We start from the raw sequence: 24,648 nt of genomic DNA on the forward strand, positions 1-24,648 counted from the left end.
CCACGCGCCGATCCACCTTCTCCCACAAGGGGAGAAGGAAAAGCACTCATCCGCCCGGCCACACAACTCATCATCAATTCCCCGCCTGTTGCTGCGGCAGGAGATAGCCTGTCGTCGAATGGTCGAGCACCAGATAACGGGCGGCGACCGCCTTGACCTCGTCGGCGGTGACCTTGCGGATGCGATCCGGCCATTCGAGCACGTCCTGCACATTGCCGCCGGTGGCCAGTGTCGAGCCATACATGTTGGCCATGTCGTCCTGCTTGTCGCGGGCGAAGATCATCGAGCGGACATAGCGCTGCTTGGCCTTCTCCAGCTCGTCATCGGTGACGCCGTCCCTGGCGATGCGGGCGACCTCGGCGTCGACCGCCGCCTCGACATCGCCGAGCTTGGCGTCGCCGCGCGGTGCGCCGTAGATGGTGAAGTTGGTGGCGTCGAGCATGGTGCCCTGGAAGTAGGCGCCGGCCTCCGCCGCGACGCCCTGCTTCACGACCAGCTGCTGGTAGAGCCGGCTGCGGTTGCCGCCGCCGAGGATTTCGGCGAGCAGGTCGAGCGCCTCGGCCTCGCCCGGCCGGGCCGTGTGATAGGACGGCACCACCCATTGCGTCGAGAAGGTCGGCACCGAAACGCGCGCGTCGGACAGCGTCACCGAGCGTTTGGTGTTCTGCTCGGGCTCGACTGGGCGGATGCGCGGCGGCAGGTCCGGCCCGCGCGCGACCTTGCCGTAGGTCTTCTCTGCCAGCGCCTTCACCGTGTCGGGCTCGACATCGCCAGCCACCACCAGCACGGCGTTGTTCGGCCGGTAATACTTGTCGTAGAAAGCGGTCGCGTCGGTGCGGTTCAGCTGTTCCATCTCCTGCATCCAGCCGATGACCGGAATGCGGTAGGGCTGGTTCTGCCACAGCGTGGCGTCGACCTCCTCCTCCAGCAGCGCCTGCGGGCTGCTGTCGATGCGCGAACGGCGCTCCTCCAGGATGACGTCGCGCTCGGTCTTGATGACGTCGTCGGTGAGGATGAGGTTGCGCATGCGGTCGGCCTCGAAGGCCATCATCTCGCCCAGCGCCGATGGCGCCACCGTCTCGTGGAAGGCGGTATAGTCGTAGGAGGTGAAGGCGTTGTTGGAGCCGCCGATCTCCGCGACGGCGCTGTCGAACTCGCCGGCGGCGTGGTTGGTCGTCGCCTTGAACATCAGGTGCTCGAAGAAATGCGCGATGCCGGATTTGCCGGCCGGCTCATCGGCGCTGCCGATCTTGTACCACACCATGTGGGTAACGATCGGGGCGCGATGATCGGGGATGACCACCACCTCCATGCCGTTGTCGAGCAGGAAATCCGTCACCTTGCCGTCGTCGCCGGCGAGCGCCGGGCCGGTGAGCGCAAGCGCCGAGGTAAGGAGCGCCGCGCGCAGCCGTCTGGTGCAAGATGTCATTAAACGCTCCGGTTTCGGTTGCGCGACGATAGGCAAGGTTGCTGGTCGAGGCAAAGTGAATTGTTCGTCATTTTCGAGGCGGCGCTTCTTCCTTCTCCACTTGTGGGAGAGGAGAGCTGCTCACCCCGCCTCGATGAACCGGATCACCGTCTCGCCATAACCGCGCTCGTCGACCACCGCGAATCCCTCCCCGGCGTCGAACGGCGCGGAGGCCGCTTCCTCGACGACGCAGAGCGCGCCGGGCAGCAGCCAGCCGCCTTGCCTGGCGGAACGCAGCGCACGCTCGCCAAGACCCTTGCCATAGGGCGGATCGGCGAAGACGAGGCCGAAAGCGGCCAGCGTGCCGGCATCGCCGAGCCCAGTGGCGTCGCGGCGGAAGATCTTGGTGCGGCCGGTCAGTCCGAAGGCCTCGACATTCTCGCGGATCAGGCCGCGTCCCTCGGCCGATTCCTCGATGAAGACGCCGTAGGAAGCGCCCCGCGACAGCGCTTCCAGACCGAGCGCGCCGGTGCCGGCGAACAGGTCGAGCACGCGCGCGCCATCGAGCTTGTCGGCGAAGCGATGCGCCAGCACGTTGAACAGCGCCTCGCGCGTGCGGTCGGTGGTCGGGCGGATGGCATTGCCGCGCGGCGTCGCCAGCGGACGCCCGCGGAACTCACCGCCGACGATTCTCATTTCAGTCCGGCCCTCATCTGGTCCTGGGACCCTTCGGGCGCGGCCGGTCGCCGCCATCCGGGCGCTCGCCACGCGGCTTGCCGTACGGCTTGGCGCCGCTTGGTTTGCCGGCAGCCTTGCCATAGGACGGCTTGAACGAAGCCTTGCGCGCCTTGGCTTCCGCCGCCTTTGCGGCATCGGCCTCCGCCCTGCCCTTGCCGATCGGCCGGGCACCCGGCGCCATCCAGACATTGGCCTTGCGCTGGCCGGGCGGCTCGATCGGCCGCTGCTCGCGCTCGGACTTCTTGCCGCCGAACCCCGCACGGGGCTTGTCGCCAAAACCACCGCGAGGTTTGTCGCCGAAACCGCCGCGCTCCGGCTTCGGACCGCGCTCGCCGAAGGCCCTGTCGGGCTTGGTCGAAAGCTTGCCCAGCGCCTCGTCGCGGCTGCCTTCGCGGCGCTTGCGGGCCTTGATCAGCCCGCCCTCGCCGATCGGCCGGCGATCGACGCCATCGCGCGGGAATTTTGGCCGTTCGGCCTCATCGCGTCGCGGTTCGGTGCGGCGCACCGGTTTGTTGGAAAAGGGCTTTTGGATCTCGGCGTCGAAATTGGCGCCGGATTCCTCGACCAGGCGCTCGCCGAGCTGGTCGCGCAGCACGCGGCCCTTGATCTCCAGCACGTGGCCCTCCGGCAGGTCCTCGAGCTGGAATGGGCCGTAGGAAATACGGATCAGCCGCGTCACGTCGAGGCCGAGCGCGCCAAGGATGTTCTTGACCTCGCGGTTCTTGCCTTCGCGCAGGCCGATCGTCAGCCAGGCATTGGTGCCCTGCTCCCGGTCGAGGCTGGCTTCGATCGCGCCATAAAAAACGCCGTCGACGGCGATGCCCTCGCGCAGGCCCGCGAGCGCGCTTTCCTCGACCTTGCCGTGCACGCGCACCCGGTAGCGCCTGAGCCAGCCGGTGGCCGGCAACTCGAGCACGCGCGACAGGCCGCCGTCATTGGTCAGCAGCAACAGCCCCTCGGTGTTGATGTCGAGGCGGCCGATGGTCATCAGCCGCGGCAGTTCCGCCGGCAGCACGTCGAAGACGGTCTTGCGGCCCTCGGGATCGCGGTTGGTGGTGACGACGCCGGCCGGCTTGTGGAACAGGAACAGCCGCGTGCGCTCGATCTTGGGGATTTCCATGCCGTCGAGATGGATGATGTCATCTGGCATGACGTTGAAGGCCGGCGAGGACAGGACCTTGCCGTTGACCTTGACGCGGCCGGCGGCGATCAGTTCCTCGGCGTCGCGGCGCGAGGCAAGACCGGCGCGTGCGAGCCGCTTGGCGATGCGCTCGCCCGCTTCCTCGGCGGCCTCCGTGGGGCGCGGGCGCGGCTTGAAACCACCCTGCGGCCGGTCGCCGGCAAAATCGCGCTTGGGGCGATCGGCGAAATCCCGTTTCGGGCGATCGGCAAAGTCACGCTTCGGACGATCGGCAAAATCACGTTTAGGCCGGTCGAAACGCTTTTCGCCGCCCGCGCCCTCGGCCGCCATCGGCCGGTCGCCGCGCGGCGTATAAGGCTTGCGCTCACGATTCTCGAACGGCTTGCCGTCCGGACGCGGGCCCTTGCGGAACGGCTTGTCGCCGCCTGGCGCGCCCTGCTCTAGATCGCGCGGCTTGTAGGCGCGCTTGAAATCGCGCGGAGGCCGCTCCCCTTCGGCAGCCATCGGCCGGTCGCCGCGCGGCGCGTAGGGCTTGCGTGGCCCCTCGCGCTTCTCGAAGGGCTTGCCTTCGGGACGCTTGCCCTTGCTGAACGGCCGGTCGCCGCTCTTGAAATCGCGCTTTGGCCGCTCGCCTTCGGCAGCCATCGGCCGGTCGCCACGCGGCGCGTAAGGCTTCTTGGCGCCGAAGCCCGGCTTGCCGCCCTTGCCGGCGGCGCCATCGCGGCCGCGCGGCCCCGCGGCTTTCGGACCGCCCCTGACCGGCCCCTTCTTGGGCCGGAATTTCTTGTCGTTGTCGTCCATGTGGCCTTTGCCTGTTTGCGCTGCTACAGCGTGGCGCATCCGTTCGGGCGCGCAAAGGACGCTGTCGCACTTTGATGTGGCGCATGATCGTTGCCGAAAACCGAGTCCGATTTTCGAGGTTAGGCGCTAGATAACAGGATCGCTGTCGGGTGGCGAGGAGATAATCGGAATGGAAAGCGCGTGAAGCGGCCGGATTTCATGGCATTGGCACTGGCGGAGGCCGAGGCGGCGGCGCGGCGCGGCGAAGTGCCGGTCGGCGCCGTCATCGCCAGCGGCGGCACGGTCGTCGCCAAGGCCGGCAACCGCACCCGCGAGCTTGCCGATCCGACGGCGCATGCGGAGATGCTGGCGATCCGCCAGGCTTGCGAAAAGCTCGCCAGCGAGCGGCTTACCGGCCACGATCTCTATGTCACGCTGGAGCCTTGCGCCATGTGCGCCGGCGCCATCTCGTTCGCGCGACTGCGCCGGCTCTATTTCGGCGCCGCCGACGAGAAGGGCGGCGCGGTGGTCAACGGCGTGCGCTTCTTCACCTCCGCCACCTGCCACCACACGCCGGACATCTATCCGGGCATGGGCGAGCGCGAGGCGTCCCTCATTCTCAAGGATTTTTTCCGGGAGCGGCGCGAGCCGTAGAAATCGGCCTAAGCCAAGAAGCCCAGGGCCGAAACCTTACCACCAGTCGAACCAGCCGCCACTCTTGCTCTTGGCGGCCGCCTCCTTCTTGAGGCGGCGTTCCTTCTTGTACTCGTCCTCGCCAAGCTCGCCCTGCGGCGCGGCGTCGGAGGCGACGCGATAGGCCAGCGGCGGCTCGCTCAGATATTTGCGGGTGTTGGGGTCGCCCTGCTTGCCCTCTGCCATGCGGCGCTGGATCTCGGCGGCGCGGCCCTTGTCCGAATCCGCCGGCGTCCAGCGCGGCGGGTGGCTCGAGGCCGAATCCGCCATCGCCTTCTTCACCGCCGCCGGATCGGTCTGCACGTCGTCGACGATCTGCGACTGGTAGGCCGGATCGTCCTGGTGGGCGGTGGCGTCAGCGCGAAGTCGGGCGCGGCGCTGCTCGGGCGATTCGGGCCAATCGGCGCTCGCCGTCTCGATGCTCTCCTGCGGCGGCGGCAGGTTTCCCTTCTGCCCCGGCGCCGGCTTCACCAGATCGGGGCGCGGCTTGTAGTCGATCTGTTCCTTGCGCTTCGGCGTGATCGAAAAGGCACTGGAGAGATCGTCGGCGAGCTGTGTGGCGGCCGGCTTGTCGGTGCCGTAGGTGGGCGAGCCCATGCAGCCGGACAGCGCAAGCCCCGATACGACGAGCGGCGCCAGCAGCGCGACGCGCGCATATGTTCTCTCGGTCATGCCAAAAAGTCCCACAATAAACAGCCTCTCGATCGCCACCGGCCAGAGGCGCGGTCCCCATCGGCCAAGCACTTGCGACGGAATTCCGGCGAGAATTTGTCGTCCGGAGTTTCGCGTGTTTACCTCAACCACCCGCTAAGGGCAACGCGCTGGCGGCAATCCGCCGCCCGGCGTGGCATTTGTGCACTCATTTTGGTGATGCATGTCGTTATCCCAAACCGCTTCACACTTTTGGGCGACATGCACTAGAGCCGCCCGAGCGCCTTGAGTTCGCGCAGTACATCGGCATCGCGGGCCGAGACGTCCGGAAATTCCGGATCTTCGCCGACATCAGCGGTGTAGCGCCAGGAGCGCGCGCATTTCACCAGGCCACGGTCTTCGGCCTTCTCGACGACCACCGCGACACCCCTGACCTCGTCCAGCGTGAAGGCGCCGTCTGGCGTCTTGCCGTGGGCGATGACCAGATCGCTGGTGATCGCCATCTCGGCCATGTCGACATCCGATATCGCCGCTTCAAGCGCGGCATCGTCGATCGTGACGACCGGCACCGCCTCCAGCGACGAGCCGATGACCTTCTGGGCGCGGGCGATCTCGAGCGCGCCGGTGACGACGCGGCGCACCTGCCTGACCTTGCGCCACTTCTCCGCCAGCGCCTCGTTCCTCCAATCCGCCGGGATTTGCGGGAACTGGTCGAGATGGACCGAGACGGCGTCGGGGTGACGATCGAGCCAGGCCTCCTCCATGGTGAAGGGCAGCATCGGCGACAGCCATTTGACCAGGCAGTCGAACAGATGGCGCACCACCTGCACGGCGGCCTTGCGCCGGACGCTGGAGGGCGCGTCGCAGTAGAGCGCGTCCTTGCGGATGTCGAAATAGAAGGCCGACAGCTCGACCACCATGAAGTCGACGAGCGCGCGGGTGATGCGCTTGAACTCGAAGGCGTCGTAGCCCTGGCGCACCAATTCGTCGAGCTCTGACAGCCGGTGCAGCATCAGCCGCTCCAGTTCCGGCATCTTGTCCAGCGCCACCTCCTCGCCATCGTCATGGGCAAGCGTGCCCAGCATCCAGCGGATGGTGTTCCTCAGCTTGCGGTAGGCGTCGATGTTGGTCTGCAGCACGTTCTTGCCGAGCCGCTGGTCTTCCCAGTAATCGGTCGTCACCACCCAGAGCCGCAGAATGTCGGCACCCGACTGCTTGATGACGTCCTGCGGCACCACGGTGTTGCCGAGCGACTTCGACATTTTCCGTCCCTCTTCGTCCATGGTGAAGCCATGGGTGACGACGGTGTCGTAGGGCGCCCTGCCCCGGGTGGCGCAGCTTTCGAGCAGCGAGGAGTGGAACCAGCCGCGATGCTGGTCGGAGCCTTCGAGATAGACGTCGGCCGGCCATTTCAGGTCCGGACGGTCCTCCAGCGTGAAGACATGCGTCGAGCCCGAATCGAACCAGACATCGAGGATGTCCATCACCTGATGCCATTTCGCGGCATCGTGATTGCCGAGGAAGCGCTCCTTGGCGCCGGGCGCGAACCAGGCGTCGGCGCCCTCGGCCTCGAAGGCCTCCATGATGCGCTGGTTGACCGCTTCGTCCTTCAGCACGTTGCCGTCCACGTCGGCGAAGACGGCGATCGGCACGCCCCAGGCGCGCTGGCGCGACAGCACCCAGTCGGGACGCTCCTCGATCATGGCGCGGATGCGGTTCTGGCCGGCGGCTGGCACGAAGCGGGTGTCGTCGATCGCCTTCAGCGCGCGGCTGCGCAACGTCGTGCCGTCGCCGAGGTCCTTGTCCATATAGACGAACCATTGCGGCGTGTTGCGGAAGATGATCGGCTTCTTGGAACGCCAGGAGTGCGGATAGGAATGCTTCAGGCGGCCGCGCGCGAACAGCGCATTGCGCTTGATCAGTTCCTCGATGACCGCCTGGTTGGCGTTGCCCTTCTTGCCATTGTCGTCGATGACGCGCGCGGCTCCACCCTCGCGGTCCGGGCCGAAGCCCGGCGCGTCCTTGGTGAAGAAGCCGGCATCGTCGACCGGGAACGGGATCGCGGTGTCGACGCCGCGCTTGAGCAGTTCCGCCACAGCGTCCATCCAGGCGTCGAAGTCCTCGCGGCCGTGGCTGGGCGCGGTGTGCACGAAGCCGGTGCCGGCATCGTCGGTGACATGCTCGCCGGCGATCATCGGCACCGGGAATTGGTAGCCGTCGGCCAGCCCCCTGAACGGATGCGACAGCGTCAGGCTTGCAAGCTGTTCGGCCGAAACATCGTGAAGGCGGTTCAAGGTGACCTTGGCCTTGGCCGAGGCATCCTCGGCAAGGGCGTCGGCGAAGATCAGCTTCTCGCCGGGCTGCGGGCCGAACGCGTTCTCGGCCGCCGTCACCTCGTAAAGCCCGTAGGCGACGCGCGGCGAATAGCTGACGGCACGGTTGCCGGGCAGCGTCCAGGGCGTCGTCGTCCAGATGACGACATGGGCCTCGATGAGGTCGAGCGAGGATTCCGACAGCACTGCCGCCTGCGCGTCATCGGCGCCGGCGACCGGGCGCGCCAAGCTCGCCACCGGGAATTTCACCCAGATCGTGTCGCTCTCATAGTCCTGGTACTCCACCTCGGCCTCGGCAAGCGCGGTGCGCTCGACGACGCTCCACATGACCGGCTTCGAGCCGCGGTAGAGCTGGCCCGACATGGCGAATTTCAACAGCTCGCCGGCGATGCGCGCCTCGGCGTGATAAGCCATCGTCGTATAGGGGTTGTCGAAATCGCCGACGACGCCGAGCCGCTGGAACTCTGAGCCCTGCAACTTGATCCAGTGCGCGGCGAAGTCGCGGCATTCCTTGCGGAACTCGTTGACCGGCACCTCGTCCTTGTTCTTGCCCTTGGCGCGGTACTGCTCCTCGATCTTCCACTCGATCGGCAGGCCGTGGCAGTCCCAGCCCGGCACGTAGTTGGCGTCGTAGCCGCGCATCTGGAAGGAGCGGTTGATGACGTCCTTGAGCACCTTGTTCAGCGCATGGCCGATATGGATGTTGCCATTGGCGTAGGGCGGGCCGTCATGCAGCACGAATTTCTCGCGCCCGGCGGCCTCCTCGCGCAGCTTGCGGTAGAGGTCCATGTCCTGCCAGCGCTTGACCAGCGCCGGCTCCTTTTCCGGCAAGCCGGCCCGCATCGGGAAATCCGTCTGCGGCAAATAGAGCGTTTTGGAATAGTCGATCGTTTCAGCGGTATCGGTCATTGGTCTGCCATGTGCATTGCCCGGCGACAAACAGGCTCGGGCGTTGAACTATCATGTTCTGAAAAGCGCGAAGCGCGCGCGCAACAGTCCCGGCGGCTCCGGCGGCGCTCAGGCCACCCGGAACACCGGGCTCGTAATTCGTATCGCGATCGCAAACAGGCGCGAAAAGCTCGTCATGGCCGGGCTTTTAGCGGATTAGTCAGCAGGAATAAAGCGCCGAGTTCAGGCGGCTACATCGAAAAGTCGAAGCGATAGGTGGTCGAGACGCCGACCGTGAACTGGTTGCGATCGCCGCGCTCCCGGACGAGGCTGGAATCGGCGGCCGGGCCCATCAGGCGCGAATATTCGCCGAACAGGCTGGCCGTCATCGGCTCGGTGACCTTCCAGGTGATCGCGCCGCCGAGGCCGGTCGACTTCAGGCCGCCTCCCGGATGGTATTCGCTGAGGCCGGAGGCCGCCGCTTCGGTGGCGTTGACGCCGTAATAGGCGTCGAAATAGCCCGACGAGGCGAAGGAGACGCGCGGCCCGCCGGAGATGCGGACCGTCGGCGTGACGTCGTAGAAGGCGTCGGCCGCGATATCGGCGACGAAGCCGTCATGGGCGCGGATGCCATGCCGAAGCTCGGCGCGGGCTCGCACCCAGTCAAGCGGATAGAATTCGAAGAAGCCGCCGACCTCGCCGCCCCAGCGCACCGGGTCGAGACCCGCCAGTTCATCCTTGCTGCTGCGGGAGAACAGGAACTTGCCGGTCAGGCCGGCGCGCACGCTGCCGTCGTCGATCAGCGCCAGCGAGATGTTGTCGTTGCGCGAGGTGAAGCGCGCTTCCGGACCCACCTTGCCGAGCGAGATGATCGGCTGGGCGCCGAGCATGTACTTCTTGCCGCCCTCGAAATTCGGCGCGATGAGGCCGGTTGCGCCGAGCGTCAGGTACCAGTCGCCCGAAATCCAGCTCCCCTCGCCGGCATGGGCCGAAGAGACGGCCATCAGGCCGGAGGCGAGAACCAGCTGAATCGTCCGGACAATACGCATCGTTACCCCATACGCGAAACAGGCCGGCAGGAACACCCCGGCAGCGCAAAAGCCATGGCGCCAGTTCGGTAAAATTTGACTTAAAATCCGTAACATCGGCAGCGGCGCCAACGCCGTGGCGCATGCCTGATATTGCGTGTGGGTGATCCATTAGGGCCGGTTCGCGTCAGATCTTTTCTATCGAGGAACAGGCTTTCGGAATTTCATTTCTGTCTAAGTCTATAAATTCAGTGGACTTTAATTCACGGCCGCTCCGATCGGCTGCAATCGAGGCTGTGCCTCTGTTCAAAGGATTAAAGCCCATGCGAAAATTGATTTCCGTCGCCCTTTTTGGACTTGCCCTGGCTTCAGCCCATACCGCGGCAAGCGCCGCGGACGACAAGAAAGTCGTCGTCGCCTACCAGACCGGCGCCAACCCTTACAATCTTGGCATCGCCAATGGCGACCTTGCCAAGAAGACGGGCTGGAACATCGAATTCCGCCGCTTCAACTCCGGCGCCGACATCTTCGCCGCCATCGCATCCGGTGACGTCCAGATCGGCGATGTCGGATCGAGCCCGTTCTCGGCCGCCATCAGCAAGGGCATCGACGTGAAGGCGTTCTACATCTCGTCGGTCTCCCGCGACGGCGAGGCGCTCGTGGTGCGACCCGAAATCAAGTCGCCGGCGGACCTGCGCGGCAAGAAGCTCGCCGCCGCACCGGTCTCGACCGACCACTACCAGCTTCTCGCCGTGCTCAAGCAGGAAGGCATTTCCGAGAAGGAAACCCAGGTCATAGCTATTCCGCAGCCCGAGATCGTCGCGGCCTGGAAGCGCGGCGACATTGACGGTGGCTTCGTCTGGGATCCGGCTCTTTCCGAGCTCAAGAAGAACGGCAAGATCCTGCTCACGGCCGGCCAGGTCGCCGATCGCGGCGCGCCGACCTTCGGCGCTCTGGTCGTCACCGGCGCGTTCGCCAAGGCCAATCCGGAGTTCCTCGGCCAGTATGTCCGGCTGATCGACGGCTATAACCAGGCTTACCTGAGCAATCCGGCCGCCTGGGGCCCGGATACCGAGAACGCGAAGCTGATCGCAAAATTGCAAGGCGGCACAGCGGCCGAGAATTCGGAGCAGTTGAAGACGACGGTCGTCCCGCCGCTCGACGAACAGGTCTCCGACAAATGGCTGGGCGGTGGCGAGAAGAGCGCGGTCGCGAAAATCCTCAAGGACACCGCGGGCTTCCTGAAGGACCAGCACAAGATCACCTCGGTCAAGGACAGCTACGCGGCCTTCGCCGATCCGCAATATGCCGAAGTGGCCAAGGCCTCGACTAGCAATCCCTGAAGGAACCCCGATTTGGCTGGCGCGCCAGCCAAATCGCCCGGAGGGCCACCATGCTTCGAATCCGAGATGCCAGCGTCACCTTTCCGGCTTCCGATGGACAGGACGTGCATGCGCTCGATCACGTCTCGCTCGATATCGCCCCCGCTTCCATCGTCGTCGCGGTCGGTGCTTCCGGGTGCGGCAAGTCGACGTTGCTGAACGCGATCGCCGGCTTCCTGCCGCTCACCGAAGGCACGATCACGCTGGACGGAAGGGAAATCGCGGCGCCAGGCGGCGATCGTGGCGTCGTGTTCCAGAAGGATACTCTGCTGCCATGGGCCAGCGTGCTGGACAACGTCGCGCTCGGCCTGAAGTACCGGGGGGTGCCCCGCGCAGAACGCCACGAGCTGTCAAGGCGCCTGTTGGAACTGGTCGGCCTCGCCGATTTCGCCGAAAAGCCGCCCTACGAACTGTCGGGCGGCATGCGCCAGCGGGTCGGCATCGCGCGGGCGCTGGCCACAGATCCGAAGATCCTCTTGATGGACGAGCCGTTCGGCGCGCTCGACAGCCTGACGCGCGAGACCATGCAGCAGCTTCTGGCCTCAGTCTGGGCCAAGACGGGCAAGCAGATCCTGTTCATCACCCATTCGATCGAGGAAGCCCTGACGCTCGGCACGACGATCGTTGTGATGTCGCCCCGGCCAGGTCGTATCGTCGCCCGGTTCGACGCCGACTTTGTGCGCGACTTCGCCGAAAGCGGCGACATCGGGCCGATCCAGTCCCATCCGCGCTTCATCGAACTGCGGAAGGAAATCCGCTCGCTCATCCATCAGCCGGAAGGCGCCCGCACAGGAACCTTGCAATGACGCTTACCGCCAATTCCCCAACCACATTTCAGACTTCGACCGCCCGGCGCGCGCCGCCGGCTCGGCCACGTCGATCCGCATCGACGAACACACTCGGCATCAGCCTGGTTACGCTTGCGTCGCTGATTGCATTGTGGTTCCTCGCCGCACGCTTCGGCTGGGCGTCACCGCTGTTCCTGCCCTCGCCGGCCGAGGTCCTGGCCCAGTTCAGCGCCGTCGCGGCCGACGGCTATGCCAACGACACGCTTCTCAACCACACGCTGGCAAGCCTTGGCCGCATCGCCGCGGCTCTGGGCGCAGGAATTGTGCTGGGTGTTCCCCTTGGCCTGTTGATGGGCCTCAACCGTTGGATCAAGGGGATCTTCAGCGTTCCGATCGACCTCTACTGGGGCTTGCCGCCCCTGGCCTACCTGCCGCTGCTGATCATCTGGCTCGGCATCGGCGAAACCTCCAAGATCACGCTCCTCACGCTATCGACCTTTGCCCCGATCTGCTTTGCCGCGCAGGCCGGAGTCCGTTCAGTGCCCGTTGAGCGGATCAATGCCGCGCTGTCCCTTGGCGCCAGCAGCCTGCAATTGTTCACGACCATTATCCTGCCATCCGCATTGCCGGAAATCCTGACCGGCCTGCGAATTGCCATCGGAGCCGGACTGTCCACCTTGGTCGCGGCCGAGTTGATCGCGGCGCAGTCGGGGCTCGGCTACATGATCATGTCCGCGGCCAACTTCCTCGCTACCGACGTTGTCTTCGTCGGCCTCATCGTCATTGCCGCCCTGGCGTTCGCTTTCACGAGCGGCATGCGCTGGCTGGAGCACCGCCTCGTCCCCTGGAAGGGCAAGCTCTGACAACTGCCCGTCAACACACCCCCTGTCACTGAAGGAACAATCCGATGTCCAGCAACATCCGCCCGCTCGATCTCTACTGGTATCTGCCGACCCATGGTGACGGCCCCTATCTCGGCACCGACGAGCGGCACCGGCCGGCAACCTTCCGCTACCTCAAGGAGATCGCCCAAGCCGCCGATCGACTTGGCTTCAAGGGCGTGCTCCTGCCTACCGGAACGCGGTGCGAGGACGCCTGGATCGTTGCAGCCGGCCTGATCCCGCTGACCGAACGGCTGAAATTCCTCGTGGCGCTCCGGCCGGGCAGCGGGACGCCGGCCCTGTTTGCGCGCCATGCCGCCACGCTGGACAGGATTTCCGGCGGCCGGGTGCTGCTCAATGTCGTCACCGGCGCGGATCCAGCCGACCTCGCCGGTGACGGCAACAAGCTCAACCATGACGACCGCTACGCGCAGACCGACGAGTTCCTGACCATCTGGCGGCGAATCCTTTCAGGTGAACCGGCGGATTTCGAGGGCAAGTATCTTTCCGCCCACGGCACCGACATTTCCTTCCCGCCGGTTCAACAGCCCCATCCTCCACTGTGGTTCGGAGGTTCGTCCGACGCCGGCATTGCGATCGCCGCCAAGCACGTGGACGCCTATCTGAGTTGGGGCGAACCGGTGGACCAGCTCGCCGAAAAGATCGGGCGGGTCAGGCAGGCCGCAGCGGCGCAAGGCCGAACGATCCGCTTCGGCCTTCGCATCCATTTGATCGTTCGCGAAACTGAGGATGAGGCCTGGGCCGCCGCAGACCGACTGATCAGCCGCGTCACCGACGACCTGATCGCCGAGGCCCAGAACGGATTCGTCAATATCTCGGAATCGGTTGGACAGAAGCGCATGTCGGCTCTGCATCAGGGTCGACGAGACCGGCTGGTTGTCGGTCCGAACCTGTGGGCCGGACCCGGGCTGGTGCGTGGGGGTGCTGGAACGGCCTTGGTCGGAAATCCCGACAACGTTGCCGCGCGCATCCGCGAGTATCAGGAGATCGGCATCGAAACGATCATCGCGTCCGCCTACCCGCATCTGGAAGAGGTCTTCAATGTCGCGGAACTGCTTTTCCCCAAGCTCGGGCTGAGCGGCGAAGCCGCACCGGCGGAACGCAGTTGGGACGTCGAGTTCGGACGCGTGCAACCGGGGGTCGTCGCGTCCGCCTCGTGACGTCTTTCGGGCGGAAACCGAGAGAAAGCCGGCTGCGCCAGGCCCTTGCGTGGCGTCGGCAATTTTGACCAGAAATCCCAAATGACGGCAGTGGCGGCCAGGCGGCGACGTCGCCTGGCTCAGCTGGCGCGCGTCGCGCTCGGCAGGTCGAGCAGCCTGGCCACGGCCCTGGCGCCCTTGCCGGCAACGCGTGCCGACCCGTCGTCACCCACCTCCACCGTGGCACCGTTGGCGAAGCTCAGCGACCAGCCATCGCCCTTGGCGTTGCGGCGGCGGTCAGTGAGTTCGATGCCGCCAGCAGTGACCAAGGCAACAACCCTGTCGACATCCATCGTTGTCCTCCAGATACGCGCCCTCAATTCAGGTCGAGCCCACCGGTGAGATCGCCGAGCGGCGGTTCGCCATGCGCGGCCACTGCCCTGTCGCGAACCACGATGCCATGCAGGACCGGCAATTCGAAACGCTCGGTGATGAAGCGCAGGATCGACGTCGTGTCATAGGGCGTTTGATCGACATAGCCATGCTTGGCAAAAGGCGAAACGATGATCGCGGGGATGCGCGTGCCCGGTCCCCAGCGGTCGCCTTTGGGCGGCGCGACGTGATCCCAGATGCCGCCGTTCTCGTCATAGGCGACAACGACCAGCATATGCGGCCATTGCGGGCTCTTCTCCAGATGGCTGATGACATCGGCGATATGGCGGTCTCCGGCCTGGATGTCGGCATAGCCGGAATGCTCGTTGAGATTGCCCTGCGGCTTGTAGAAGGAGACCTGAGGCAGGGCGCCGTCGTCGATCGCCTGAATGAAGCTCACGCCAGCCAGCCCGGCGTCGCGCAGGTGTTCCCGCCTGGCCTCGGTGCCCGGCGCGTAGTTGGCGTAATAGTTGAACGGCTGGTGATGGTACTGGAAATTCGGGATCGGCGTGTGATTGCCATGGTCGAGCGTGTACTGCCAGGCGCCCGAGTACCATGCCCAGCTGACCTGCTTGAGACTGAGCATATCGCCGATGGTCGGCTCCGTCTGCGGCGGCAGCGTTGTCGGCTTGGACGGGTCCGCGAGGAGCGGATCGCCGCCGGGCGCCGGATCATTGCCGCTCGGCTGGTATGGCGGCTGCATTGTGTTCACAGCGTAGAAATCCGGCGTCAGATTGCCGTCGGAGACGAATTTCGGGATACCGTCGCGCACCGATTTCGGCGAATTGTCGGCGAGCTTCAGCGCTGTGCCGCCATCGTCCGTCACCGAAATCGACGGCTTGGCCGGGTTCTTGTCGGCATCCGCGTAGTAAGGCGCGCAGGCGCAGATCAGCCACTGATGGTTGAAAAAGGAACCGCCGAAACCGCCCATGAAGAAATGGTCGGCCAGCACGTATTTCTGCGCCACCGCCCACATGTCGGTCTTGGAGGCGTCCCAGTTGCTCATCGGCATGGCGCCTGAATCGGCCCAGGCTACGAACATGTCGTTCTTGCCGCCGTTGATCTGCATCTGGTTCTGGTAGTAGCGGTGCCAGAGATCGTGCGTTGCGACGCTGAGCGGAACGTTGAACCCCTTGGGGTCGTTCACGGTGAACGGCGCGTTCGGAAGGTGCTCGGTCATCGCCTGCGTCACCGGCGGCGTGACGCCCTTGGCGGTCAGCCCGTCCCAGACAGGCGGCAGTTCGGACAGCACGGATCCGTCACGGTCACGCTGCTGCAGGCTTTCCTTGCTTGCCTGGTCGATGCCCTCGGCTCCAGGGAAGTGACCATAGAGATTGTCGAAGGCGCGGTTCTCGGCGAAGATAACGACCACCGTTCCTATCTTGGCGATGTTGGCTGGCGGATCGCCGGGCTGCGCTGCGGGCGCGGGAACCGAAGCCGCAGCGCACAGGACGAGAGTCGAGGAAAACAGGGCGAGCCCATGGGATCGCTTCATCGTCATACCTCCGTGGTGCAAATGGGATGACACCAGCTTCGCGGCATATTGGCAATAGCTGCCGCGTTGGACGGGCAACGCCATGGGCGGCGGTCCGCCAATGGCCGGGCTGTTCTACGGCTGCCCGAGAGGCTGCGCCTCGCATTCCGGCAGCCGCACAGGTTTGGCGAGTTTCGCCAGCGCCTCGGGCTTGGCGCAAGACGGAAAGCCGGCGAGCGGCATCGTTTCGATAAACCGGCTGCGCTCACTAGTGCTCAAGCCGACTTCATTGATCATGCTCTCGACGGTCAGGTCGGGGTACTGCTTGAGAGTTTCCCTAACCGAAGCCTTCGCCTCATCCATCCGACCCAGAGCCGCAAGGGTGCCGCTAAACACCACCCACCTCCACTTGTCGTAGTTGTCAGGCGCCATGCGCTCCAGCATCTTCAACGCGTCCTCATACCGGCCGGCCATAAAATAGGCAGGGCCGAAGAAGTTGGACGTCCACATCGGATGGTTCGGGTCGAGCCGCCTGACCTGGTCGACCATCTGAGCGCCGCGTTCGGGTTCACCGAAGCGTGCCGCATAGCCGGTATAGAATGTCAGGATTTCGGACGAACCGGGAGCAAGACGGAGAGCCGTATCCAGTTCAGCCTTGGCACGGGCGATGTCGCCCTTGTTGCTGAGACTCATCCCAAACACGGCGTGTGCCTCAGCGTCGCCTGGATCGAGCCGCACCGCGCGTTCGGCCACATCGGCGGCCGCCTTGGTCTCGCTCTCGGGATTGATACCGAAGCCAGCCAATATGACGTGAGCATGGTAAAGTTCTACCCAGGCGCGGGCCAGCCCGGGGTCCAGCTCAATCGCGCGGTTGAGAAGCGCGATTGCCTCCTGCTCATCGGCTACGGTGATCTCTTCAATCTTCTCGGTCCCGAGCAGATAGTAGTCATAAGCATTCAGATTTTCAGGTCGTTTGCGTTTGGCCGCGGCCCGCCCGGCCGTTTGAATCAACCCTACGCCGCCGCCCAGACGGTTGGAGACTTGCTCTGCGATCTCGGTCTGGACGGCGAACACGTCCTCAGCGGGCCGGTCCCAACGATCCGACCAAAGGTGGTTGCCGGTTTGTGCATCGATCAACTGCGCGGTGACCCGCACCCGCTCATCTTCCCGCTGGATGGAGCCTTCCAGTACGAAACCGACATGGAGCGCATGTGCGACCTGGCGGGCATCCACCGGCTTGCCCTTGTAGACTTCCGTCGAATTCCGGGCCACGACGTCAAGTTCGGGAAACCGCGCAAGGTCGGTGATGATATCCTCAGTCAAGCCATCGGCCAGACGCCCGCTGGCCTCGTCGCCATAATTATTGAAAGGCAGCACCGCGACCGACGGCTTGGCCCCCAGTGACGTGGGCTGAAAGAACCACCAGCTCCCCCCACCCACCAGAGCCAGCACCACGATCGCCGCCGCAGCCGTCCTGGTCCAGTGCGGCATCGCCTGGCGTAAGGTCCGGTGCACCCGCTTGCCATCGAGCCTCACCCGGTACATCCGCACCGGGCGGTTGATATTCTTGACCTGCTGCTCGCCGACGAAATCGAGTGGCCAATCAAGCTTGCCCTGCAAATGGTCGTAGGCCGTACCTGACACCATCACCCCGCCCGGATCGGCCAGTTGCTCTATGCGAGCGGCGACGTTGACGCCGTCGCCATACACATCGCCATCCACCAGCGCCACATCGCCAAGATTGATCCCGATGCGGAACACAATCCGCTCATGCTCCGGCAATCCGCCATTGCGAACGGCCACAGCTTTCTGAATTTCGGCTGCGCAGATCACCGCATCGACGACGCTGTCGAAGACGACAAGCGCGCCATCTCCCAACAGCTTGACAATTCGACCCTGATGCAGAGCGATCGCTGCATCGGTTACGTCGGCCCGGATAGCTCTCAGGCGCCCGATGGTGCCAGCTTCGTCAATCTCGGTCGCCTTTGAATAGCCGACCATATCCAACGCAAGGATCGCCAGCAGTTTCCGGTTCAATGGAGGGACATTCATCATCCTGCCCCGGACCCAAACTGGCCAAAATGGTACACCTAACCCAGCACGCTGACGAGAGGCCGCCCCGCCAGGCCAGGAACAGGCCGAGCATCCACAGGCTGTTGACCGACCAGCCCACGTTGCCGGCGGCATCCGGGACCTATCTGGCGTTTGGAGCGGCAATCGCTTAGATGCTTAGATGCGCATGAACCCATAAGGTGGCGTGATAAGTGCGACGTAACGACCTTGGCGATCTCAACGTTTTCCTCGCGGTCGCCGAGGAACGCAGCTTCACGCGTGCCGCAGCCAGGCTAGGCCAGTCCCAATCATCGCTGAGCCAAACGGTGCGCCGGCTCGAGGAGCGGCTCGGGATGAGGTTGCTGACCCGCACGACGCGCAGCGTCGCTCCGACACAGGCGGGTGCGCAACTCATCGAAACCCTGAAGCCGGCGCTTGCCGATGTCGAGGCGCGGCTGGCAACCTTGAGCGAGCTCCGGGACACGCCAAGCGGCCTCGTTCGGGTGACCGCCGAACTCCATGCAGCCCAGACCGTGCTGTGGCCGGCAGTCTCGCGATTGATGTACGCCTACCCTGACGTGCAGGTGGAAATCTCGGTCGATGCCTCCTTCACCGATATCGTTGCCGATCAGTTTGATGCCGGTATTCGGATGGGTGAGCAGGTCGCCAAGGACATGATTGCGGTTCGCATCGGACCCGATCTGCGCATGGTTGTTGTCGGCTCTCCGTCGTACCTCGCCAAGCACGGAACTCCTCACACCCCCCATGACCTGATTCAGCACCGCTGCATGAACTTGCGCCTCCCGACAGCCGGCGGTCTCTATGCCTGGGAGTTCCAGAAGGATGGCCGCGAGCTGCACGTCCGTGTCGAGGGACCGCTCATTCTGAACGACGAGCGTCTTGCCATCACCGCCGCGCTTGCGGGGCATGGTCTCGCAATGGTCACAGAGGACAGCACCGCGCAAGCTGTTGCCGACGGGGCATTGATACGCGTGCTCGATGATTGGTGCCGGACCTTCCAGGGATATCATCTCTATTACCCGGACCGTCGGCATCCCTCCCCGGCTTTCGCTGCTCTGCTCAAGGAGTTGCGGCACCAATTGGCATCGGGTGGCCGAGCAACGGCAGCTAGAAGGTCCAGGCGCTGACCGGTTCCTTCTCGTAATGCGACGCGGCCCGGCCATGCCGGATCCCGGCATGGTTGCGCTTGCTTCCCGTCTCCAGACTACTGTTTCGGCGGAGTGTCGGCCCCGACGACGTGCTCCTCTTCCTTGGGAAGACGGGCTCCGTGAATTTCCACGCTGGCGATATCGCTATTGATCTCCTGCAATTCGGCGGCCGAGAACGTTATCGATGCAGCACCCACGTTCTGTTCCATATGGGCAATCTTTGTGGTCCCTGGGATCGGAACGATCCAGGGCTTCTGCGCAAGCAGCCATGCAAGTGCGATCTGCGCGGGCGCAGCCTCCTTGCGTTGCGCCCATTTCAACACCACGGCGTAAAGGGCCATGTTGGATTTGAGGTTTTCCGGTTCGAAACGGGGAACAAGAGCACGGAAATCGAATGAGCCCGCACCGGGCTGAAGGTCGAAGGAAGCGCCGCTTCCAAACCGGGTATCGGCACTCATTTTTCCAGAAAGAAAGCCCATTCCGAGGGGGCTCCAGCAGACGAAGCCGATACCCAGTTCCTCGCATAGCGGAAGCACCTCCGCCTCCGCTCCTCGCCACAGCATCGAGTATTCGTTCTGGATGGCTGCGAGAGGCTGCTCCGCATGGGCGCGGCGGATGGTCTGGATTCCCGGCTCGGAAAGACCCCAGTTGAGGACTTTCCCTTCCGCCATCAAATCCTTGACCACACCGGCGACGTCCTCGATGGGGACGGTTGGATCGACACGATGCTGGTACAAGAGATCGATGCGGTCCGTTCGCAGTCGCTTCAGGCAGCCTTCGACCGCCCGGCGGACGTGCTCCGGCCGGCTGTTCATGCCGCGCTCGCCCATCTTGCCTGTGTCGGGATCGATATCGCCGCCGAATTTCGTCTCCAGTGCCACCTGATCACGAACAGCCTGGAGCGCTTCGCCGACAATGTCCTCGGATATGAAAGGCCCGTACATCTCGGCGGTATCGATAAGCGTCACACCTCGATCCACTGCGCTGCGAATGAGGCGGATCGCTTCGCCGCGGTCGAGCGTGCTGGTGTAAAAATCAGAAACGGTGCCCTCCTTTGGCCCAGGCAACCATTGGCAGCCAAGCCCGACCGGCGAGACTTCGAGGGAGCCCAGTCTCCTGCGGCCAGCGGCGGGAGCGGAACTCGATTGCGCTGCGGCGCCGGCCGCCTGCGCCGTGGCGGGCAGGCTCGGCATCAATGATGTCAATCCCAGCGCGCCGCCCGCTAGCAGAATATCGCGGCGATTCACGCGGGGAGATTGTGAGATAGCAGTACTGCTGTCGGTAGACATGACAGATCTCCGTTCGTATCGAAGTTGGGGCGACCCGCCTCAGGCGGGTGACTTCACATGCGTCGAATAGAAATCCGCGAACTTCGCCACGGCCCTGTCGACATATTCGGGCTTGTCATAGAGGTCGAAATGCGACGCTCCCTCGAAAACCAGCAGGTCTTTCTGGGCTGAGCCGACGCGTTCGTAGACTTCGTGCCCGTCCCGGTTGGAACCGAAAGCGCCTGGCTCGCTGCCGACGATGACCTGCAGCGGCTGGGTGAGAAGCATGTCGGCCAGATAGAAGGCATCGAACGCCAACACGGCGTCCATTCCCACGAAGCGGGATTTGTTTTGCCAGTTCGGATGCTGACCGCGGGGCGTACGGTAGTAGTCGTAAGCTTGGCGAAGATCGATGTCGCCGGATTCTTTGTATTCATCAGGGATCCACGGCAAGATCATCGGCTCGGCTCCACGAGCCTCGGCCGTGCGCTGCTCGGCAATTGTGCCAAGGGTCGCAATCGTCGCTTCCCTGCCGGCAGCCCTCATTTCTCTCCCGCCGTTGACGGGGACTGAGAGGCCGACGGCCTTGATGCGCCGCTCGGTCATCGCTGCACTGGCAGCGTAGCCGCCACCCGCACAGATACCGAGAACACCGATGCGTTTTTCATCGACGTAGGGAAGGCTTACAAGGTGATCGACCGCACCACGGACATCTTCCACGCGTGCTATCGGGTCTTCCTTGTACCGGGGCTCCCCACCGCTTTCGCCCTGGAATGACGCGTCGAAAGCGATTGTCACAAACCCCCTCTGCGCCATCTTTTTCGCATAAATGCCTGCGGTCTGTTCCTTTGCCCCGCCGGCGGGCGCAACAGTGATGATGGCCGCATATTTCCTGCTCGCGTCAAAGCCACCCGGATAATGGATGTTTCCAGCGACTTTGATGCCATTGTTGTTGATGAACGACGTGTTTTGCATGGCTGCTGCGCTTCCCGCATTGTGTTGATGGCCTGCAGCGGCGCCGGCCTCGGACGTTTCCGCCGCTGCCGGGAGGTCCGACATCAATGACGCCAGCCCGAGAGCCGTCGCCGACAGGAAAGCGGCGCGGCGGGTCATGTTGAGGGAACCTGACGTATCCCCATTGCGATCACTGTCGGCTGGCATGATGGATGCTCCAAGTAAGGCGGCCGGCTTTATCCAACCACTGTCTTTGAAGCTTCTATCGCCCCACATGCTCAGCGATTAGGTGCTTAATTGTGCTTGTGCCTATAAGCAGGCGTAATGAATTGCTTGGGTTTGGCTGTCACCTGAACAACATCCAGCCCGTTAATGCCGCGTCCGAACGTCCACTCTGTAGGCGTCTCCCGGAAGGATCTTCCGCGCGAGCCTGTGTCCGCCTGCTCGCTGGACGCGCAATGCCATCGGGATTACCCTCATTGCGGCATGACGCGCGGCGAATTCTGAAGGAGATGCAGCCATGACCCTGCAAGGCGATGCCCTGAAAGACGCAATCGGCCGGACACGGGACAAATGGGGATGGTTCTTGGCGCTTGGCGTGCTGCTCTTGATCTTCGGCGGTATCGCCTTCGGCAATCTGCTCATCGCCACCGTCGCCTCGGTCTATCTCGTCGGCTGGATGATGCTGATGGCAGGGGTGATCGAGATCATCCACGCCTTCGGGGTCAAGACCTGGGGGCGCTTCCTCTATTGGCTGGCGAGCGGCCTGCTCTACGCCGTGGCCGGCTTCTTCGCCTTCGACAATCCGGCGCTCGCCTCGGCGGTGCTGACCTTGCTGCTGGCGGCCTCGCTCGTCGCCTCGGGCGTGCTCAGGGCCTGGGTAGGCTTCCACCACCGGCCGGAGAAAGGCTGGGGCTGGCTGGTCGCGGCCGGCGTCATCAGCGCGCTCGCCGGCCTCGTCATCGCCATGGGCTGGCCGGTCAACAGCCTGTGGGTGCTCGGCCTGTTCCTGGCCATCGACCTCGTCTTCCAGGGATGGAGCTTCATCGCCATCGGACTGGCGCTGAAGAGATAGCTCAGTCCAAATTAAGCAGCGTCATCGAGACCAGCGCCAGCGCGATCCCGAGATACTGCATCGAGGAGACTTCCTCCTTGAAGACGAGCGCGCCGACCAGTACGGCGCCGGCAACGACGATCGTGTTGACCAGCGCCCCCGTCACGGCGAGGTTCAGCCTGGTGTTGATGAAGGCGAAGGCCCAGTAGGACAGCGGCGACAGCAGCATGACGACGGCAAGGCTGCGGCCGCTGCCCGTCTTGCCCCAATGCGCGCTCAACCCATCGCACAGGATGAACAGCGAAGCACAAAGGAGGACGACGCTCCAGACCGGGATGTCGATCTTCATCGGTACGTTCTGCCCGACCGGCTTCGGTGAGGCGCTTCACGCACGCGGCTCAGCCGTTTGGTCGAGTCCGCAACCCGCGTCTAAACACTTCTATCTAGTTATTTCGAGCTAGAACGCGATCGCGGCGTCGAGCTCCGACAGCGGGCGGACGCCTGCCAGCAGCGCCCTCGCCTCGGCCTCGTCGCGCTTCATCTGCGCGACCAACGAGTCGAGCCCGTCGAATTTCAGCTCCGGCCGCAGGTAGCCGAAGAACGACACTTCGCAGGTTTCGCCGTAGAGGTCGCCGGAGAAGTCGAAGACGAAGGTCTCGAGCAGCGGCGCGCCATTGTCGTCGACGGTCGGACGGCGGCCGAAGCTGGCGACGCCGTCATGCAGCGTGCCGTCGGCGCGGCGGAAGCGGACGGCATAAATCCCTTCCTTCAGGGCCGCTTCCGGCGAAAGCCTCATATTGGCGGTCGGAAAGCCCAGCGTGCGACCGAGCTGCTGGCCGCTGATCACCTGGGTCTCGACGGTGAAGCGGTAGCCGAGCAGGCCGGCGGCCTCGGCCACGGCGCCTTCGCCGAGAAGGGCGCGGATGCGGCTCGACGAGATCACCTCGGCGCCCTCGTCGCGAAAGGCATCGACCAACGTCACACCGAAACCATGGCGCTCGCCCGCCGCCATCAGGAAGGCGGGCCCGCCCTGGCGGTCCTTGCCGAAATGAAAGTCGAAGCCGGTGACGGTGTGCGCGATGCCGAGGTTCTTCTCCAGGACGTCGGTCACGAAGGCCTCGGCCGAGAGCGCGGCGAATTCGCGTGTGAAGGGCTGCTCGACCAGGGCGGCGAAACCGAGGAGCGACAAGAGGCGCGCCTTCATCGGCGGCGGCGTCAGCACGAAGAGCGGGATTTCGGGCCTGAACACTTTTCGCGGGTGCGGCTCGAAGCTCAGCACCAAGGCCGGCGCGCCGCGGCGCCCGGCCTCGGCGAGCGCGCGCTCCAGCACCGCCTGGTGGCCGCGATGGACGCCGTCGAAATTGCCGATCGCCACCACGCCGCCGCGCAAATGGGCGGGCAGCGGCGACGTCGCCGAGATGCGGTCAAAGGGTTTCGAGGTTTCCGTCATGGAACGCCCCTATTGCAGTCTCGGAATGACGGCGACCGGGCGGTAGCCATGCTTTTCCAGGAAGGCGGCCAGCCGCTCGCGGTCAGGCTGCAGCGGGTCGCCATAGTCGCGCGCATGGATGCCGCCCGAGACATAGAGCACTTCGAAGCCATTGTCGGCCGCGCCCTTGATATCGGTCATCATGCCGTCGCCGATCGCCAGCACCCGCGAACGCTCGACCGGGCGACCGATCAGGCTGGCAACCTCCTTCATCGCAACGTCGTAGATCGGCGCGTAGGGCTTGCCGGCGATGAGCGTTCGCCCACCGAGCTGGGCGTAGTCGCGGGCAAGCGCCCCGGCGCACCAGATCATGCGCTCGCCGCGCTCGACCACGATGTCGGGATTGGCGCAGATGAAGGGCAGATCGCGAGCGCGCAGCCGCCGCAGCAGCTCGGCATAGTCGGACGGTTTTTCAACCTCGTCGTCGAACAGGCCGGTGCAGACCACGCCCGAGGCCTCGAACTCCTCGACCAGATCGACGCCGAGCCCGTCATAAAGGGTGAAATCGCGGTCGGGACCGATATGGAAGATTTTCCTCGGCCCTTCGGCGATCAGGTCGCGGGTGACATCGCCGGAGGTGACGATGCGGTCATAGGCGTCAGTGGGGACGCCGATCGCGTTCATCTGCGCCACCACATCGGCACTGCGGCGGGGCGAGTTGGTGATCAGCACGACGGGCACGTTCGCCGCGCGTGCCGCGGCCAGCGCCTGCGCAGCCTGCGGAAAATGCCATTCGCCATTGTGCACCACGCCCCAGACATCGCACAGGATGGCCTCATACGAGCCCGACAGCTCCGCGAGCGAGCCGATGATGTCGGGCGAATCCGCCATGCCGTTTTCCCAAGGTGGTTGTTGCGAGAGCCGCCGCCGACGGTCCGCCGCGGC

General features: G+C 64.6%; 21 protein-coding genes. 7 read left to right on the forward strand and 14 right to left on the reverse strand.

Annotated features, from left to right (window positions below):
* Window positions 1-73: 73 nt before the first annotated feature.
* The 3 genes from EN857_RS25160 to EN857_RS25170 all read right to left on the reverse strand — a co-directional run bounded on the left by EN857_RS25160 (window position 74) and on the right by EN857_RS25170 (window position 4,088).
* Window positions 74-1,429: a pitrilysin family protein gene (locus EN857_RS25160; protein WP_127392265.1), complete on the reverse strand. Its 1,356-nt coding sequence runs from the start codon at window positions 1,427-1,429 to the stop codon at window positions 74-76.
* A 120-nt stretch (window positions 1,430-1,549) separates the two neighbouring features.
* Window positions 1,550-2,104: a 16S rRNA (guanine(966)-N(2))-methyltransferase RsmD gene (gene rsmD / locus EN857_RS25165; RefSeq protein WP_127392264.1), complete on the reverse strand. Its 555-nt coding sequence runs from the start codon at window positions 2,102-2,104 to the stop codon at window positions 1,550-1,552.
* A 13-nt stretch (window positions 2,105-2,117) separates the two neighbouring features.
* Window positions 2,118-4,088 (reverse strand): pseudouridine synthase, encoded by a 1,971-nt coding sequence (locus EN857_RS25170; RefSeq protein WP_128346166.1) that lies wholly within the window; start codon window positions 4,086-4,088, stop codon window positions 2,118-2,120.
* Between the two features lie 180 nt (window positions 4,089-4,268).
* Between EN857_RS25170 and EN857_RS25175 the strand changes: the two genes are divergently transcribed.
* Window positions 4,269-4,721: a nucleoside deaminase gene (locus EN857_RS25175; protein ID WP_127286670.1), complete on the forward strand. Its 453-nt coding sequence runs from the start codon at window positions 4,269-4,271 to the stop codon at window positions 4,719-4,721.
* 36 nt (window positions 4,722-4,757) lie between these two features.
* Here the strand turns inward: EN857_RS25175 and EN857_RS25180 are convergent, their stop codons facing one another.
* From EN857_RS25180 to EN857_RS25190, 3 genes are all read right to left on the reverse strand, one after another.
* Window positions 4,758-5,432 (reverse strand): hypothetical protein, encoded by a 675-nt coding sequence (locus tag EN857_RS25180; protein ID WP_127286669.1) that lies wholly within the window; start codon window positions 5,430-5,432, stop codon window positions 4,758-4,760.
* Window positions 5,433-5,677: 245 nt separating this feature from the next.
* Window positions 5,678-8,653 carry an isoleucine--tRNA ligase gene (ileS, locus tag EN857_RS25185; RefSeq protein WP_127392262.1) on the reverse strand — a complete coding sequence of 992 codons (2,976 nt, stop codon included), beginning with the start codon at window positions 8,651-8,653 and terminating at the stop codon, window positions 5,678-5,680.
* A gap of 230 nt (window positions 8,654-8,883) precedes the next feature.
* On the reverse strand, window positions 8,884-9,681 hold the full coding sequence (locus EN857_RS25190) for a MipA/OmpV family protein (RefSeq protein WP_127286400.1): 798 nt from the start codon (window positions 9,679-9,681) through the stop codon (window positions 8,884-8,886).
* A 302-nt stretch (window positions 9,682-9,983) separates the two neighbouring features.
* Here EN857_RS25190 and tauA point away from each other — a divergent pair, with 302 nt between their 5' ends.
* The 4 genes from tauA to ssuD are packed head-to-tail and all read left to right on the forward strand — an operon-like array spanning window position 9,984 to window position 13,892.
* Window positions 9,984-11,003, forward strand: coding sequence for a taurine ABC transporter substrate-binding protein (gene tauA, locus EN857_RS25195; protein WP_135859299.1), 1,020 nt, complete (start codon window positions 9,984-9,986; stop codon window positions 11,001-11,003).
* Window positions 11,004-11,053: 50 nt separating this feature from the next.
* Window positions 11,054-11,848, forward strand: a complete 795-nt coding sequence (locus EN857_RS25200) for an ABC transporter ATP-binding protein (protein ID WP_127393741.1) — start codon at window positions 11,054-11,056, stop codon at window positions 11,846-11,848.
* Window positions 11,845-12,693 (forward strand): ABC transporter permease subunit, encoded by an 849-nt coding sequence (locus EN857_RS25205; RefSeq protein ID WP_127393742.1) that lies wholly within the window; start codon window positions 11,845-11,847, stop codon window positions 12,691-12,693. The genes EN857_RS25200 and EN857_RS25205 overlap by 4 nt, the downstream gene beginning before the upstream one ends.
* Before the next feature lie 44 nt (window positions 12,694-12,737).
* Window positions 12,738-13,892: an FMNH2-dependent alkanesulfonate monooxygenase gene (gene ssuD, locus EN857_RS25210; protein ID WP_127393743.1), complete on the forward strand. Its 1,155-nt coding sequence runs from the start codon at window positions 12,738-12,740 to the stop codon at window positions 13,890-13,892.
* A gap of 119 nt (window positions 13,893-14,011) precedes the next feature.
* Here ssuD and EN857_RS25215 read toward each other — a convergent pair whose 3' ends face one another.
* From EN857_RS25215 to EN857_RS25225, 3 genes are all read right to left on the reverse strand, one after another.
* Complete coding sequence (locus EN857_RS25215; protein ID WP_127286395.1) at window positions 14,012-14,224, reverse strand: hypothetical protein; 213 nt, start codon at window positions 14,222-14,224, stop codon at window positions 14,012-14,014.
* A gap of 23 nt (window positions 14,225-14,247) precedes the next feature.
* A complete protein-coding gene (locus tag EN857_RS25220) occupies window positions 14,248-15,798 on the reverse strand; it encodes an acid phosphatase (RefSeq protein WP_245493486.1) in 1,551 nt (516 codons plus the stop codon).
* A 114-nt stretch (window positions 15,799-15,912) separates the two neighbouring features.
* Window positions 15,913-17,829 carry an adenylate/guanylate cyclase domain-containing protein gene (locus EN857_RS25225; RefSeq protein ID WP_127393387.1) on the reverse strand — a complete coding sequence of 639 codons (1,917 nt, stop codon included), beginning with the start codon at window positions 17,827-17,829 and terminating at the stop codon, window positions 15,913-15,915.
* Between the two features lie 212 nt (window positions 17,830-18,041).
* Between EN857_RS25225 and EN857_RS25230 the strand changes: the two genes are divergently transcribed.
* Window positions 18,042-18,977, forward strand: coding sequence for a LysR family transcriptional regulator (locus tag EN857_RS25230; RefSeq protein WP_127309923.1), 936 nt, complete (start codon window positions 18,042-18,044; stop codon window positions 18,975-18,977).
* A 77-nt stretch (window positions 18,978-19,054) separates the two neighbouring features.
* On the opposite strand, the gene EN857_RS25235 is transcribed toward EN857_RS25230, so the two are convergent.
* The gene (locus EN857_RS25235) at window positions 19,055-20,287 is read right to left on the reverse strand and encodes an aldo/keto reductase (protein ID WP_127393385.1); all 1,233 of its coding nucleotides are present in this window, start codon (window positions 20,285-20,287) and stop codon (window positions 19,055-19,057) included.
* 39 nt (window positions 20,288-20,326) lie between these two features.
* Window positions 20,327-21,241 (reverse strand): alpha/beta hydrolase, encoded by a 915-nt coding sequence (locus tag EN857_RS25240; protein WP_135859313.1) that lies wholly within the window; start codon window positions 21,239-21,241, stop codon window positions 20,327-20,329.
* 499 nt (window positions 21,242-21,740) lie between these two features.
* Here EN857_RS25240 and EN857_RS25245 point away from each other — a divergent pair, with 499 nt between their 5' ends.
* Window positions 21,741-22,295: an HdeD family acid-resistance protein gene (locus EN857_RS25245; RefSeq protein ID WP_135859300.1), complete on the forward strand. Its 555-nt coding sequence runs from the start codon at window positions 21,741-21,743 to the stop codon at window positions 22,293-22,295.
* A gap of 1 nt (window position 22,296) precedes the next feature.
* Here EN857_RS25245 and EN857_RS25250 read toward each other — a convergent pair whose 3' ends face one another.
* The 3 genes from EN857_RS25250 to EN857_RS25260 form a co-directional block, all read right to left on the reverse strand.
* Entirely contained in the window at window positions 22,297-22,623 is a 327-nt protein-coding gene (locus EN857_RS25250; protein ID WP_127394026.1) for a hypothetical protein, read from the reverse strand.
* A gap of 108 nt (window positions 22,624-22,731) precedes the next feature.
* On the reverse strand, window positions 22,732-23,724 hold the full coding sequence (locus EN857_RS25255; protein WP_128347045.1) for a bifunctional riboflavin kinase/FAD synthetase: 993 nt from the start codon (window positions 23,722-23,724) through the stop codon (window positions 22,732-22,734).
* 9 nt (window positions 23,725-23,733) lie between these two features.
* A complete protein-coding gene (locus tag EN857_RS25260) occupies window positions 23,734-24,594 on the reverse strand; it encodes a TIGR01459 family HAD-type hydrolase (RefSeq protein ID WP_135859301.1) in 861 nt (286 codons plus the stop codon).
* Between the last annotated feature and the right edge of the window lie 54 nt (window positions 24,595-24,648).

This window comes from Mesorhizobium sp. M4B.F.Ca.ET.214.01.1.1 (assembly GCF_004791545.1).
Taxonomy (GTDB): domain Bacteria; phylum Pseudomonadota; class Alphaproteobacteria; order Rhizobiales; family Rhizobiaceae; genus Mesorhizobium; species Mesorhizobium abyssinicae.

What these genes read in the sequence shown, in the direction of transcription:
- EN857_RS25205 (WP_127393742.1), top strand. Translation starts at nt 11,845, where the DNA reads ATGACGCTTACCGCCAATTCCCCAACCACATTTCAGACTTCGACCGCC.
- EN857_RS25245 (WP_135859300.1), top strand. Translation starts at nt 21,741, where the DNA reads ATGACCCTGCAAGGCGATGCCCTGAAAGACGCAATCGGCCGGACACGG.
- EN857_RS25255 (WP_128347045.1), bottom strand. Translation starts at nt 23,724, where the DNA reads ATGACGGAAACCTCGAAACCCTTTGACCGCATCTCGGCGACGTCGCCG.
- EN857_RS25260 (WP_135859301.1), bottom strand. Translation starts at nt 24,594, where the DNA reads ATGGCGGATTCGCCCGACATCATCGGCTCGCTCGCGGAGCTGTCGGGC.
- EN857_RS25250 (WP_127394026.1), bottom strand. Translation starts at nt 22,623, where the DNA reads ATGAAGATCGACATCCCGGTCTGGAGCGTCGTCCTCCTTTGTGCTTCG.
- EN857_RS25200 (WP_127393741.1), top strand. Translation starts at nt 11,054, where the DNA reads ATGCTTCGAATCCGAGATGCCAGCGTCACCTTTCCGGCTTCCGATGGA.
- EN857_RS25225 (WP_127393387.1), bottom strand. Translation starts at nt 17,829, where the DNA reads ATGAATGTCCCTCCATTGAACCGGAAACTGCTGGCGATCCTTGCGTTG.
- EN857_RS25220 (WP_245493486.1), bottom strand. Translation starts at nt 15,798, where the DNA reads ATGAAGCGATCCCATGGGCTCGCCCTGTTTTCCTCGACTCTCGTCCTG.
- EN857_RS25180 (WP_127286669.1), bottom strand. Translation starts at nt 5,432, where the DNA reads ATGACCGAGAGAACATATGCGCGCGTCGCGCTGCTGGCGCCGCTCGTC.
- tauA (WP_135859299.1), top strand. Translation starts at nt 9,984, where the DNA reads ATGCGAAAATTGATTTCCGTCGCCCTTTTTGGACTTGCCCTGGCTTCA.
- rsmD (WP_127392264.1), bottom strand. Translation starts at nt 2,104, where the DNA reads ATGAGAATCGTCGGCGGTGAGTTCCGCGGGCGTCCGCTGGCGACGCCG.
- EN857_RS25160 (WP_127392265.1), bottom strand. Translation starts at nt 1,429, where the DNA reads ATGACATCTTGCACCAGACGGCTGCGCGCGGCGCTCCTTACCTCGGCG.
- EN857_RS25190 (WP_127286400.1), bottom strand. Translation starts at nt 9,681, where the DNA reads ATGCGTATTGTCCGGACGATTCAGCTGGTTCTCGCCTCCGGCCTGATG.
- ileS (WP_127392262.1), bottom strand. Translation starts at nt 8,653, where the DNA reads ATGACCGATACCGCTGAAACGATCGACTATTCCAAAACGCTCTATTTG.
- EN857_RS25235 (WP_127393385.1), bottom strand. Translation starts at nt 20,287, where the DNA reads ATGTCTACCGACAGCAGTACTGCTATCTCACAATCTCCCCGCGTGAAT.
- ssuD (WP_127393743.1), top strand. Translation starts at nt 12,738, where the DNA reads ATGTCCAGCAACATCCGCCCGCTCGATCTCTACTGGTATCTGCCGACC.
- EN857_RS25170 (WP_128346166.1), bottom strand. Translation starts at nt 4,088, where the DNA reads ATGGACGACAACGACAAGAAATTCCGGCCCAAGAAGGGGCCGGTCAGG.
- EN857_RS25215 (WP_127286395.1), bottom strand. Translation starts at nt 14,224, where the DNA reads ATGGATGTCGACAGGGTTGTTGCCTTGGTCACTGCTGGCGGCATCGAA.
- EN857_RS25240 (WP_135859313.1), bottom strand. Translation starts at nt 21,241, where the DNA reads ATGCAAAACACGTCGTTCATCAACAACAATGGCATCAAAGTCGCTGGA.